This window comes from Streptomyces sp. CA-251247, from assembly GCF_050952975.1.
Classification (GTDB): domain Bacteria; phylum Actinomycetota; class Actinomycetes; order Streptomycetales; family Streptomycetaceae; genus Streptomyces; species Streptomyces achmelvichensis.
This window is the reverse complement of the sequence record NZ_CP191861.1, coordinates 7524908-7537754: the sequence shown is the minus strand read 5'-3', so window position 1 is coordinate 7537754 and position 12847 is coordinate 7524908. Positions and strand designations below refer to the sequence as shown.

Genomic DNA, 12847 nt, shown 5'->3' with positions numbered 1-12847 from the left:
CTCGTCGCCGCCCCGGAGGGCTACCCGTTCACGGAGCTGTGGTGTGCCGGCGCTTCGCCCACAGGGGCAGCACGAACCAGCAGAGTACGTACCAGGCGAACACTCCGCTGACGATCCAGGGGACGATGTGGTCGTGCGTGGCCGCCCGCAGGATCAGCAGGAGCGCGGAGACCAGCGTGGCCAGCAGCAGAAGCAGTCCGGTGAACGTGAGCCGCGAAGCCCACTGCACCGCATGCGGTTTGATACGCCGTCCGGAGACGATCCGGTGGAAGGCGACGGGCGCTATCAGTGCGCCCACGGCGGCCGCGCCCAGCACCACAGTGATCATGTAGATGGTCTTGTCGGTGCCCGAGAGCGTCACGAACCGGGGAGTGAAGACGACCGTCAGCAGAAAGCCGAACATGATCTGCACACCGGTCTGGGCGACGCGTATCTCCTGGACCAACTCGCCCCACTGCCGGTCGGCCCGCTCGTCCGGCGTCTCGTCGCGGCCGTCCGATCTGACCGCGTCCTGCTGCGCTTCCGTCGCCATCGAGGTCCCCTCCCCATCGGTGAATGATCCACGTCCGCATCAGGTACCCGGGAATCCGCTGATCAGACCGCTGCGGTCGGCCCGGGCCCGCACGCATGTGCGGCACCGGCGCTCGGGCGCGTACGACGCCGGCACCCGGACCGGTCAGCCGGAGGAGCGGCGGCCGGCCGAAGAGTGCACGCCCGACCGGTACTTGGGGAGCCGCATCGTGATCTTCATGCCCGCGCCGACGCCGGTCTCGATGACGAGGCCGTAGTCGTCCCCGTACACCTGGCGCAGTCGCTCGTCGACGTTGGAGAGGCCGATGCCCGATGTCGCGGGCCGCTCCCCCGCGAGTATCGCGCGCAGCACGGCCGGGTCCATTCCCACGCCGTCGTCCTCGATGGTCACCATGGCCTCGGCGCCGGCGTCCTGGGCGGCGATGGTGACCCGGCACTCGTTCCTGGAGTCCTCCAGGCCGTGTTTGACGGCGTTCTCGACGAGCGGCTGAAGGCAGAGGAACGGCAGCGTCACCGGCAGCACCTCGGGGGCGACCTGGAGGGTCACCTTCAGCCGGTCGCCGAACCGGGCCCCGGCCAGCGCCAGATACTGCTCGATGGACCGCAGTTCGTCGGCGAGGTTGGTGAAGTCGCCGTGCCGCCGGAACGAGTAGCGGGTGAAGTCGGCGAACTCCAAGAGCAGTTCGCGGGCGCGCTCGGGGTCGGTCCGGACGAACGAGGCGATCGCCGCGAGGGAGTTGAAGATGAAGTGCGGCGAGATCTGCGCCCGCAGCGCACGGATCTCCGCCTCGATCAACCGGGTCCGGGACCGGTCCAGTTCGGCCAGCTCCAGCTGTACGGACACCCAGCGGGCCACCTCGGTCGTCGCCCGCACCAGCACCGCCGACTCCCGGGAGCCATAGGCGACGAGCGCGCCGAGCACCCCCTCCTCACCGGTCAGCGGGGCGATCACCGCCCAGCGCAGCGGGCACTCCAGCTCGTCGCAGTCGGTGCGCACACTCATGCTGCGCCCCGACTCCAGCATCTCGGAGACGCGCTCCATCACCCGCTGTTCGTGATGGTCGGCGGCCGGCCCGTCCCAGGCGAGCACGGTCTCCCGGTCGGTGAGACACAGCGCCTCGGTGCCGAGCAGGGAACGCAGCCGGCGGGCGGCCTTGCGGGCCGTGTCCTCGGTGAGTCCTGCCCGCAGGGGCGGTGCGGCGAGCGACGCGGTGTGCAGGGTGTGAAAGGTGGCCCGTTCGACGGGCGTGCCCAGGTCGAGGTCACTCTCCCCGCCACGGCGTGCGGTGAACCGGCCGACGACGAAACCGATCACGAGAAGGACGACTCCTGCCGCCGCGAGTGCGGCCAGTCCGGTCCCGGTCATCGCTCCGCTCCCTCCGGCTGGGGTCTGCCGACGAGGTCCTCCGGCAGATGAAGTCGCGCCAGCATGGCGGTGGCGCCGCGCGGTATGTGGCGTGCGGTGGCGAGCGACACCAGCACCATGGTGAGGAAGCCGAGCGGTACGGACCAGACGGCCGGCCAGGCCATCAGGGTGTGCGGCCAGCCCCCGGGCGCGAGTCCGGCGCGGGTGGCCATCACCGCGGTGAGCGCCGTGCCGCCGCCGATGACCAGGCCCGCCGCGGCGCCCGGCGGGGTGAGTTTTCGCCACCAGATGCCGAGCACCAGCAGCGGACAGAACGAGGACGCCGACACGGCGAACGCCAGCCCGACGGCATCGGCGACCGGGACGTTCGTGGCGACGACGCTCACGGCGAGCGGAACCGCCATGGCGAGCAGGGTCGCGAGCCGGAAGTGGCGTACGCCGCGTGAGGGCAGGACGTCCTGGGTGATCACGCCCGCGACCGACATGGTCAGCCCGGACGCGGTGGACAGGAAGGCGGCGAACGCGCCGCCCGCGAGCAGCGCACCGAGCAGATCGCCCGCGATCCCGCCGACGACGCGCTCCGGAAGCACCAGCACGGCGGCGTCCGCGTCCCCGGTGAGCGCGAGTTCGGGTGCGTAGATCCGGCCGAGTGCCCCGTACACGGGAGGCAGCAGATAGAACGCGCCGATCAGCCCCAGCACGACGAGCGTGGTGCGGCGCGCGGCGCGTCCGTTGGGACTCGTGTAGAAGCGGACGGCCACATGCGGGAGGCCCATCGTGCCGAGGAAGGTGGCGAGGATGAGTCCGTATGTCGCATACAGGTGATAGCCGTCGCGGCCGCCGGACAGCGGTTGCGACCAGCTCGCCGGGTCGTCGCCGGTGAAGGCCCGTTCGGGCACCTCCGCGCCTTCGGGGAAGCCGAGGCGGGTACCGGAGTCGATCCGGTGGGTGCCCTCGTCGAGGGTGACGGTGCGGTTGTCGTACGCGGTGCCGTCGATCTCCCCGCGGACCGTCAGGGTGAGCGGCTTCTCCAGTTCCACGCGTACGGTGTCGCCCACCCTGACGACGGTGTGCTCGCGCAGCAGCGCGGGCGCGTCGAAGCGGGCCCGCGGGGCGTCGTCGTGGGCCCAGGCCGCGACGAGGAAGAGCGCGGGCACGAGCAGTGCGGTGAGTTTGAGCCAGTACTGGAAGGCCTGGACGAAGGTGATGCTGCGCATGCCGCCCGCCGCGACCGCCCCGGTGACGACCACGGCCACGACGAGTCCGCCCACCCAGTCGGGTGCGCCCGTGAGGATCTCCAGGGTGAGGCCCGCGCCCTGGAGTTGGGGCAGGAGATAGAGCCAGCCGATACCGACGACGAAGAGGCTGGCGAGCCGGCGCACTGCGGCGGACTCCAGCCGGGCCTCGGCGAAGTCGGAGAGGGTGTAGGCCCCGGAGCGGCGGAGAGGGGCGGCCACCAGTACCAGCAGGACGAGATAGCCGGCGGTGTATCCCACCGGGTACCAGAGCATGTCCGGCCCCTGGAGCAGCACCAGGCCCGCGATGCCGAGGAAGGACGCGGCGGAGAGGTACTCACCGCTGATGGCGGCCGCGTTGAGGCCGGGTTTCACCGTGCGTGAGGCGACGTAGAAGTCCGAGGTGGTGCGGGATATGCGCAGACCGAGCGCGCCGATGAGCACCGTGGCGAGCACCACCACGGTGACGGCGGTGACCGCATAGGTCTGGTTCATCTCCGCCCGCCCGACCGCCGCGCACCGGCCCGGTCACCGGGCCCTTTCGTCCGCGGCACCCGTCAGCGTCCTTCGACGAGTCGGGTGAAGTCCTGCTCGTTGCGCTCGGCCCTGCGGACGTACCAGCGGGCCGTCAGCCACATCACGGGATAGACGGCGAGGCCGAGCGCCGCCCAGACGAACGGTTCCGGCGAGGCCAGGGTGCCGTCGAACACGGCCGGGAGCGCGAACAGCAGGGGCAGCGAACCGACGAGCAGGGCAAGGGTGCCGAGCGCGTAGAGCGCGGCCCTCAACTGGCTGCGCATGAGAGAGCGCACATAGGTGGCGCCGAGGGTTGTCTGCTCACTGATCTCGGAGCGGGCCGGCGCGTGGCCGGGGGCCCGTCGGGCGCTGCGCGGTACGCCGGTGACGACTTCACGTCGGGGGTGTTGCTCTGCAGACATCGTCGTCCGCTCCAGCGTCTCTCGTCGGGCTCGGGGAGATGTGGAGTCTACGCAGGAGCGATTACCGACGGTAGACACAGAACGGACGGCGATACGGAAGCGGAAGCATCCCTACCGTCCAGGGCGCGGGCGAGCGGTACACGCCCTGGAGGCGGCACACGCAGGAGGACCGCCCGGGGACGTCCCCGGCTTCACGTTCCGGAGGCATGGAGGGGGTTTCAAGCCACGCACAGGGCAAGGTTGTTCAACTATTGACTGCACCCGAGGGCGCTGCCATGGTCTAGACCTAGCGACAGCCTCCGCCCCCTGCGCGACAGCCCCGCACTCCTGAGTCCCACCCTCCGCTGGTCCCCAGCCGTACGTCCGGCGTGCCCGCCGAGCCCGCGCGTCCCCCATGGCGCGGGACCGGCGGCCCCATGGTGTGCGGCTCGCGAAAAGGAGACAGACAACGATGTCCCTCATACCGCTCGCGCGCCTTCTCCCCGGACGCCGCTCGTGGGGACGGTCCGCCGCCGCCCTGGCGATCGCCGCCGTGTTCGCCGCCCTGTTCACCGCACCCGCCCAGGCCGCGGACGGCCAGATCACCGGACTGGGCGGCAAGTGCGTCGATGTGGCGGGGGCGAGCAACGCCAACGGGACGCCCGTGCAGCTCTACGACTGCAACGGCAGCAACGCGCAACGGTGGTCACTCCCGGGCGACGGCACCATCCGGGCACTCGGCAAGTGTCTCGACATCGTCGACCGCGGCACGGCGGACGGCTCACTCGTCCAGCTGTGGGACTGTGCGGGCACTCCGAATCAGCAGTGGGCCGTGTCCGGTGCCAACGACATCGTCAACCCCCAGGCCGACAAGTGCCTGGACGTCCGCGACCGCAGTACGGCCAACGGCACACGGCTCCAGATATGGACGTGTTCGGGCCAGTCGAACCAGAAGTGGTCGGCACCCGGCGGCGGGAACCCGCAGCCCGGTGGCTTCGTGGTCAGCGAGTCCCAGTTCAACCAGATGTTCCCGGGCCGGAACTCCTTCTACACCTACAGCGGCCTGACCGCGGCGCTCAGCGCCTACCCCGGCTTCGCCAACACCGGCAGCGACACGGTCAAGAAGCAGGAGGCCGCCGCCTTCCTGGCGAACGTCTCCCACGAGACCGGCGGACTGGTCCACGTCGTCGAGCAGAACACCGCCAACTACCCGCACTACTGCGACTGGAGCCAGCCCTACGGCTGCCCCGCCGGCCAGGCCGCCTACTACGGCCGCGGCCCCATCCAGCTCAGCTGGAACTTCAACTACAAAGCCGCCGGTGACGCCCTCGGCATCGACCTGCTCGGCAACCCCTGGCAGGTCGAGCAGAACGCCGCGATCGCCTGGAAGACCGGCCTCTGGTACTGGAACACCCAGAACGGCCCCGGCACCATGACCCCGCACAACGCCATGGTCAACCAGGCCGGCTTCGGCCAGACCATCCGCTCCATCAACGGCTCCCTGGAATGCGACGGCAAGAACCCCGCACAGGTCCAGAGCCGCGTCACCAAGTACCAGCAATTCACCCAGATCCTCGGCGTCGCCCCCGGCGGCAACCTGTACTGCTGAGATCCGTACGCCCGACGAACACGGCGCGGCCCGGGATTCCCGGGCCGCGCCTTCGCGTCCCACGGATCTCACGGACCGTCAGGTATTGGACACGCAAGCCCTCTTGTCGCCTTGGCATGACACCGTCATTCTTGTCGGCGGGCCGGGTTCTACCCGCATAGACAACCGGCCGCACCTCGCACGTCCCTGCACAGGCTCACCCCCCACCTCACAGGAGACTCGCGTGACCAAGCACCGGTACAGAACGACCGTCGTGTGCGCTGCCCTCTCCGCCCTCAGCCTCCTCGCCGTCCCCACCACCTCGGCCGCGGCAACCGCCCCGGCCTCCTCCGCCGAGCGCACGGCCTCCGCCTCCGCACACCCGGCGGACGGCATCCGCGCCAAGGCCGTCGCCGGCATCGAGGACCGTACGGCCCGAACGCTCGCCGCGTCCCTCGGCCGGTCGGCCTGGCGAACCGAGGTACGAAACGCCGCCCTCGCCTCCCCCGCGGTGACGCTCGGCTCGCTCGTCGACAAACCCGGCTCACCCGCCGCCGAGGGCCTGAAGTCCGCCATCACCGATGCCGACCGCGAACTCGCCCGGGCCAAGGGGCTCCGCGCCGATACGGGCTCGCTCCTGCAACTGCGCCTCGGTGACAGTTCCATGCGCCGGGCGCTCGGGGCAGGAGCCGAGCCCCTGGTCGCCGCCGCGCCCTCCGACGACGACACCACCGCCGTCACCGCCTACGACAGCCGGGGCCGCACCCACCTGCTCGACATGCGGAAGGTCCCCGAACGCCCCGTCTATGTGATCGACCTCGACGGTGACAAGGCCGTCGCCGCGGGCATGGCCGTCCTGCGCGAGCAGTTCGCCGCCCACGGCCTCACCGGCCGGGCGGCGGTTCCGGCCGCCACCACCGCGAACGGATTCTGGACCAGCCGTATCTCCTCGATCCGGCTGTCCGACGACGAGGAACCGTGGGTCAAGGGTGACGCCGAGATCTACTCCCTGGTGACCGGATTCGGCCTCGACGGCAAGGTGCGCGTCGACCCGGTCGACATGCCGTACCTCGACGAGGACGGGAAGACCTACAGCCCCCACCAGATCCTGGTCAACTGGTCGTCCTACAAGTACAACCTCGCCGACGTCGTGATGATGGAGGAGGACGGCAGCACCAACTACCGGGCGCTCGCAACGGCCATCGCCGGTGTCCTGCTCACCATCGCCGACCTGGGCGCGTACATTCCCCTGGTCAACGCCGTCCTGGACGCCATGCCCGACGACTGGTGGACCGACGATCCGGACTACGTGGACTCCTGGTACACACTCGCCCAGTCGCTGTCCGGCTCGTCCGGCGGCGCTCGGGGCAACGGCTCGATGACGCTGGAGCCCTACTGGGTCTCAGGGTTCTGACCCGTCTCGGGACGCTCCGGTCCGCCCGCTTTCGCGCGGCGGACCGGGGCTTGCCTCCGCCGCCGGCCATGCCCCGGCATCAGGTGCTCGTCGTACCACCCGGGAGCGTCCGGGGCCCCGGCTGCGCGCCGATGCGTGCACTCGCCCAGTCGAGGCGGAGGATGGCCAGGTCGTCCGTGTGGCGCCCGGCGTTGAGCTCGCTGACAGCGGCGATCAGCCGGTCGAGATGGCTGTCCGGGTCGTCCGAGGACAGGCGGTTGATGAGCGCCAGGAGCCCGTCCGGACCCAGACGGTCGCCGCCATCGCCCGCATGCCCTTCGAACAGGCCGTCGGTGTACAGAGTCAGGGCCCCCACCCGGGGAAGCCGCAGGGTCGTCGGGGGCCAGTGGTCGACTCCGGGTGCGATGCCCAGGCCGATCCCGTGCTGGGCCACGACCTCCCCGGTCGCGCCGGAATCCGTGAGCAGCGGTTCGTGGTGGCCCGCGAGGTGGATCGTGGCCGTGCTCGCCGACAGGTCGAGGGTGACCAGCGAGCAGGTCGCGAACATGTCGGTCTGGGCGCGTTCCGCCACCAGCATGCGTTCGAGCAGACGCAGCAGTTCGTGGCCCCGGTGGCCGCCCAGGACCAGTGCGCGCCAGGTGATGCGCAGGCAGACCCCCAGTGCGGCCGCGTCGGGACCGTGACCGCTGACATCGCCGATGACCGCGTGCACGAGTCCGTCGTCGGTCTCGACGACGTCGAGGAAGTCGCCGCCCAGCAGGGCGCGTTCACGGCCGGGCAGATAGCGGCTGGTCGCTGTGACGACGGGCGTTCCGGCGATACCGAGCATGGGCTGCGGGAGCAGGCCCCGCTCCAGCCGGGCGTTCTCCTGCGCGCGCAGATGTCCGGCCTGGAGAGCGGCACCGGCGCGTTCGGTCTGCTTTCGCTGCACGGCGTAGCGCACCGCTCGCTGCAACAGCTCGGGCTCGACCTTGTCCTTGACCAGATAGTCCTGGGCGCCTGCCGCCAGCGCGTCGGCGCCGGCCTGCGACTCGGCCAGACCGGTCAGGACGATGACGGCTGCCTCAGGCGCCGCCTCCTGGATCGCCGACACACCGCTCAGCCCCACCGCGTCCGGCAGATGCAGATCCAGCAGGACGCAGTCGACCGCCCGGCCATCCAGCTCGGTCCGCGCCTCGCTCAGCGTCTTGTGCCATTGCAGTGTGTACGCGAGCTCGGTGTCGGCGAGGTATTCGCGCACGAGTACCGCGTCTCCCGCGTCGTCCTCGACGAGCAGAATGCGGTACTGGGGATCGGGCGAGCCGGCGGGCATCACGGTCTCGGTTCTCCGGTGGTGTCGTCGCCCTCGACGGGTGTGTGGACAGGAAGGGTGAAGAGGATCCGCGTCCCCTTGGTGTGCGTGGTATCGATGGCAATGGTGCCGCCGTGGAATTCCACGATCTTCTTGCACATGGCCAGGCCGATACCACTGCCGGGATAGGCGTCCTTGGTATGCAGCCGCTGGAAGATGACGAAGACCTTGTCCGCGAACTCCGGGCTGATGCCGATGCCGTTGTCGGCGACCGCGAATCTCCACAGATCGCCGTCGCGCTCCGCCTCGACGTGAATGCGCGGTTTCCGCTCGGGGCTACGGAATTTCACCGCGTTGGCGATCAGGTTCTGCCACAGCATGCCCAGCTGCGTGGCATCCCCCACGACCGTGGGCAGCGGATCGCGGGTGATCTCCGCGCCGGACTCCTCGATGGCGACACTCAGGGCCTCCGCGGTCCGGTCGGCGATCGCCTCCAGCTCGACGACGTCCTGCTGGTTGTGGACGCGCCCGACGCGGGAGAACGCCAGCAGATCGTTGATGAGCCGCTGCATCCGGTTGGCGCCGTCGACGGCGAAGCCGATGTACTGGTCCGCCCGGTCGTCCAGCTGCCCGGCGTACCGGCGCTGCAGGAGCTGGGTGAAACTCGACACCTTACGCAGCGGCTCCTGGAGGTCGTGCGAGGCGACGTAGGCGAACTGTTCCAGTTCGGCGTTGGAGCGCCGCAGGTCGGCCGCCTGCTCGTCCAGCAATCGCCGGGACTCCTCGGCAGAGCCGAGCTCGTCCGACAGGCGTTGCCGCATCGCTTCCACGTCTTCGGCCAGCCGGCGAAGGTCGGCGGGCCCCGTCGCGGTGATGGCGTGATCGAACCTGCCCTCGGTGACGAGCCGTACGTCCCTGCCGAGCCGTGCCAGCGGGTCGGTGATACCCCGCCGCAGCCCCTCGAAGACCAGCCCGGCCAGCACCAGGATCAGCAGGCCGATGGCGATGAACACCCCGTTGCGCAGTTCTGTCGCCCGGTCGAGGTCGGAGCCGGCCGCGGTCCGCGCGTCCTGGAGGTGGTCCTGCTGCACGGTCATCGACCGGCGCAGATCGTCGAAGGTGGTCTTGCCCTCCTCGGAACGCTCGGTGGCCAGCGCCACGGCCTGACCGGACGACGCGGCCGCGATCGGGCGGGCGACCCGCCCCTGCCACCGCTCTCCGCGCGCCAGCACCGTCTGCAGATCGGCGAGCGCCCGATCGTCGCCGCGAACCAGCGGGCGCAGCCTGTCCAGGGCGGCCTTCTCGTCGGCCAGTCCCTTGGTGTACGGAGCGAGGAACTGCTGATCACCGCTCAGCCCGTAACCCCGTACGCCCGTCTCCTGGTTGAGGAGCGCCGCTTCCAGCCTCACGGAGTTGATCAGCGCGGGCGAGCGGACGTCGACCAGCTGATGGGTGAGGTCCGAGGTGCGGCTCGTCGTCCACATCCCGACGGTTCCGAGCACCGCCAGCACCGCCAGGGCCGCTCCCACACCCACCCGCAGCCACCGCCGGGTCGTCCAGGTCGCCCACCCGCGACCCCCTCCGGGTCTGTCGCCGGTTTCCTCTGTCACCACGCTGTTCTGCCCCTCCGCTTGGCCGCTGTCCGAGCCCCCGCGGCAGGCGCCACTTTAGCTGCTGTACGACAACTGTTGTTGTTCTCCGCTGTGCCGCCCGCCTAAGGTGAGGTTGCCTGCTGCCGCAGGCGGGAACCGGTTACGGCGGACACTCGCCACCGCCCCGAGCACCACCCACCAACCGCACCGGAGCCGATGATGATGACCGCCACCGCACGCCCTTACGACGTGCTGCTGGTCGAGGACGACCTCGCCGACGCCATGCTCATCGGGGACGCCCTCTCCGAACGCGGTGCCCGCAATCTCACCCAGGTCGAGGACGGCATGGCCGCGCTGGACTACCTGCGCGACTCCGAGAACCCGAAGCCCGATCTCATCGTGCTCGATCTCAACATGCCCCGCATGAACGGCCGGGAACTCCTCGCCATCATCAAGGAGGACCAGGCCCTGCGCACGATTCCGGTCGTCGTCCTCACCACGTCGGCCGCCCCCGACGACGTGACGGGCGCCTACCAGAGCCACGCCAATGCCTATGTGACGAAGCCCGTCAACCTCGACGACTTCAACCGGGCCGTGCAGAGCATCGACGCGTTCTACCTCGACACCGCGACGAAGCTCCCCCGCGAGTAACAGGGGCCCCGGGGCGCCCGGCCGCTCAGGGGCTGGGGTCAGATCCCGTAGGGCTGTGTCGGCGCGTCCAGGTCGGCCTTGCGCAGGCGGTACACCTGGAGCCTGAGGTCGTAGTACTTCTCGGTCTCGCCGACCCAGGCCATCCCGACGCGCCGGGCGGTCGCAGCCCCCCGCGCATTGTTCGGCCGTACGACCGCGAACAGCTCGTCGATCCCCGACGCGAACGCGTGGTGGGCGACGCCGTGGCCGGCCTCGGCCGCCAGTCCCTTGCCCCAGGCGTCCGGAGCCAGCTGCCAGGCGATCTCGAGGTCGACGTCGTACGGGGGCAGCGGCAACAGCGCGGTTCCCCCGATCAGTTCACCGGTCTCCCGAAGGACGACGGCCCAGCGCCCCTGCGGCTGCTCGCGGGTCTCGGAGTCGGCGATCCAGTGATCGATGAGCGCCCGCATGGTCTGCGCGTCCGCCACGCGTTCCACCGCCGGCGCCAGCCAGCGGGCCACGTCGTCGGAACCGTAGACCGACAGGGCCGGCTCGGCGTCCTCCCGCTCCCAGGGCCGCAGAATGAGCCGCGGCGTAAGAATCCGGGAGCCTTCGACAACGACGCGGTGCTCGGACTCAGACATGCGGCCACATTAGCACCGGGCCTTTTCATGAACGGGCAGCGAGGCGCTACGGCGGGTTTGCCGGAAATGCAGGTCACCGCGTCACTTCGCAGAAGGGCCGGACCACGGCAATCGAATACGTACGTGCCGCGCGATAAGGCGCGCGTGAATCCGGCTCGCGAATGCGTTCAGGAAATGCCGACCGCTCCCGATCCCCGGGCCGACTGGCAAGCGGCGGGGAAATGCGTGGGCCGGGGAAGGAAGTGGTCCCAGTCCATGGCGGGGAACAGTTCGGCGGCCGTCCGGAGCAGGCGCTGCGGCTGGCTGTGCAGACCCGTGACGGTGAGGGAACCCTTCCGGGCACGGACGGCGTCGCGCTGCTCCTGGAGCAGACGGAGGCCGGTGACATCCATGAAGGGGGTGTTCTCCAGGTTCCAGGTCACGTCCGTCACCGTGGCCGGCAGGGTCACAGCCGCCTCGATCTCGGGCAACGACTCGAAGTCGATGTCCGTGTGGAACGTGACGGTCGCGGTGGTACCGCGGATCGTGGTGGTGGTCTTCATGTGGGGCGGTCCCCCTTGCGGGGTCGGAAGCCCACGGCGGCCGGACATGTCGCGTACCGGTCAGCGATGGAGGGGGCCGAATGCCCGTGGTGGGGGCAACGTTCGGAGAACCCCTGTCCCCAGAACCTCTTTGCCAAAGAACCGGACACAGCCTCTTCTTCCTCCCAGCGTGGCACAGCGAGGACGGGCGGCGCCACCCCTCCCCCTCCCGCGCGCCTCACGCACGGTCACCTTTCCCCTGTTCAGGGCGGGTTGAGGGCGACGCGCGGAGGGTCGCCCACCGTCGCTCCCGGCGGCCGGAAGACCTCCCATCCGCTGTCGTAGGGTGATCGTGTCGCCCTCACCGGACAGAGAGCCCGAGGTTTCCGTGCGCCAGCTCACCATCGTGACCGGAGGCAGCCGTGGCATCGGCGCCGCGATCTGCGCACGACTCGCCGCGGACGGCCACGACGTCGTCGTCGGTTACGCCTCCGACGCCACCGCCGCCGAGGCTGTCGCCACCACCGTCCGCGAGACCGGCCGCCGCTCGCTCGCCGTGCGCGTGGACACCTCCGACGAGGGCGACGTCGACCGGCTCTTCGACGCCGCGGCCGAACTCGGCACCGTGACCGGGCTGGTCAACAACGCCGGCGTCAGCGGGCCCAACGGACCGCTCGCCGAGGCGGACGCGGACGGCATGCGGCGCGCCCTCGAAGTCAACGTCCTCGGGTATCTGTTGTGCGCCCGCCGTGCCGTGCGCGACATGACGCGGTCCGGTGGAGGCGCCGTCGTCAACGTCTCCTCGGCCGCGGCGACGCTCGGCAGCCCGGGCCAGTACGTGCACTACGCCGCCGCGAAGGCCGCCGTCGACACCATGACCGTCGGTCTGTCCAAGGAGGTGGCGGCCGACGGGATCCGGGTCAACTGCGTTGCCCCGGGCGTCATCTGGACCGACTTCCACGCGGACCCGCAGCGCCCCGGGAAGATGGCCGCCACCATCCCCATGGGCCGGGCCGGGCAGCCCGAGGAGATCGCGGGCGCCGTGTCGTGGCTGCTTTCCGGTGATGCCTCTTTCGCGACGGGGACGATCATGCGGGTCGCCGGCGGAATGTGACCGA

At 70.3% G+C, this 12847-nt stretch carries 12 protein-coding genes; 4 read left to right on the top strand and 8 right to left on the bottom strand.

The features are described 5' to 3' along the window. Positions 1-28: 28 nt before the first annotated feature. The 4 genes from ACQPWZ_RS33600 to ACQPWZ_RS33585 all read right to left on the bottom strand — a co-directional run bounded on the left by ACQPWZ_RS33600 (position 29) and on the right by ACQPWZ_RS33585 (position 4070). Complete coding sequence (locus tag ACQPWZ_RS33600) at positions 29-532, bottom strand: DUF6328 family protein (protein ID WP_340477178.1); 504 nt, start codon at positions 530-532, stop codon at positions 29-31. A gap of 144 nt (positions 533-676) precedes the next feature. After that, positions 677-1897 (bottom strand): histidine kinase, encoded by a 1221-nt coding sequence (locus ACQPWZ_RS33595; protein WP_433573307.1) that lies wholly within the window; start codon positions 1895-1897, stop codon positions 677-679. After that, the gene (locus ACQPWZ_RS33590; RefSeq protein ID WP_433573306.1) at positions 1894-3627 is read right to left on the bottom strand and encodes a cation acetate symporter; all 1734 of its coding nucleotides are present in this window, start codon (positions 3625-3627) and stop codon (positions 1894-1896) included. Before ACQPWZ_RS33590 ends, ACQPWZ_RS33595 begins: the two co-directional genes overlap by 4 nt. A 62-nt stretch (positions 3628-3689) precedes the next feature. Further along, positions 3690-4070, bottom strand: coding sequence for a hypothetical protein (locus ACQPWZ_RS33585; protein ID WP_340477175.1), 381 nt, complete (start codon positions 4068-4070; stop codon positions 3690-3692). 451 nt (positions 4071-4521) lie between these two features. Between ACQPWZ_RS33585 and ACQPWZ_RS33580 the strand changes: the two genes are divergently transcribed. Together ACQPWZ_RS33580 and ACQPWZ_RS33575 are read left to right on the top strand one after the other, a co-directional pair. Beyond that, positions 4522-5658: a glycoside hydrolase family 19 protein gene (locus ACQPWZ_RS33580; RefSeq protein WP_433573305.1), complete on the top strand. Its 1137-nt coding sequence runs from the start codon at positions 4522-4524 to the stop codon at positions 5656-5658. A gap of 223 nt (positions 5659-5881) precedes the next feature. Continuing rightward, positions 5882-7051: a DUF3103 family protein gene (locus ACQPWZ_RS33575; protein ID WP_433573304.1), complete on the top strand. Its 1170-nt coding sequence runs from the start codon at positions 5882-5884 to the stop codon at positions 7049-7051. A gap of 79 nt (positions 7052-7130) precedes the next feature. On the opposite strand, the gene ACQPWZ_RS33570 is transcribed toward ACQPWZ_RS33575, so the two are convergent. Both ACQPWZ_RS33570 and ACQPWZ_RS33565 read right to left on the bottom strand, forming a co-directional pair. Continuing rightward, a complete protein-coding gene (locus ACQPWZ_RS33570) occupies positions 7131-8363 on the bottom strand; it encodes a PP2C family protein-serine/threonine phosphatase (RefSeq protein ID WP_433573303.1) in 1233 nt (410 codons plus the stop codon). Then, positions 8363-9826, bottom strand: coding sequence for a sensor histidine kinase (locus ACQPWZ_RS33565; protein WP_433573913.1), 1464 nt, complete (start codon positions 9824-9826; stop codon positions 8363-8365). Before ACQPWZ_RS33565 ends, ACQPWZ_RS33570 begins: the two co-directional genes overlap by 1 nt. Before the next feature lie 327 nt (positions 9827-10153). Here ACQPWZ_RS33565 and ACQPWZ_RS33560 point away from each other — a divergent pair, with 327 nt between their 5' ends. Then, positions 10154-10585 (top strand): response regulator, encoded by a 432-nt coding sequence (locus tag ACQPWZ_RS33560; protein WP_356699897.1) that lies wholly within the window; start codon positions 10154-10156, stop codon positions 10583-10585. A 38-nt stretch (positions 10586-10623) separates the two neighbouring features. Here the strand turns inward: ACQPWZ_RS33560 and ACQPWZ_RS33555 are convergent, their stop codons facing one another. Then, the gene (locus ACQPWZ_RS33555; protein WP_340477169.1) at positions 10624-11208 is read right to left on the bottom strand and encodes a GNAT family N-acetyltransferase; all 585 of its coding nucleotides are present in this window, start codon (positions 11206-11208) and stop codon (positions 10624-10626) included. Between the two features lie 167 nt (positions 11209-11375). Next, a complete protein-coding gene (locus ACQPWZ_RS33550) occupies positions 11376-11750 on the bottom strand; it encodes an STAS domain-containing protein (protein ID WP_340477168.1) in 375 nt (124 codons plus the stop codon). Between the two features lie 367 nt (positions 11751-12117). Between ACQPWZ_RS33550 and ACQPWZ_RS33545 the strand changes: the two genes are divergently transcribed. After that, entirely contained in the window at positions 12118-12843 is a 726-nt protein-coding gene (locus ACQPWZ_RS33545) for an SDR family oxidoreductase (RefSeq protein ID WP_340477167.1), read from the top strand. Positions 12844-12847: the final 4 nt, after the last annotated feature.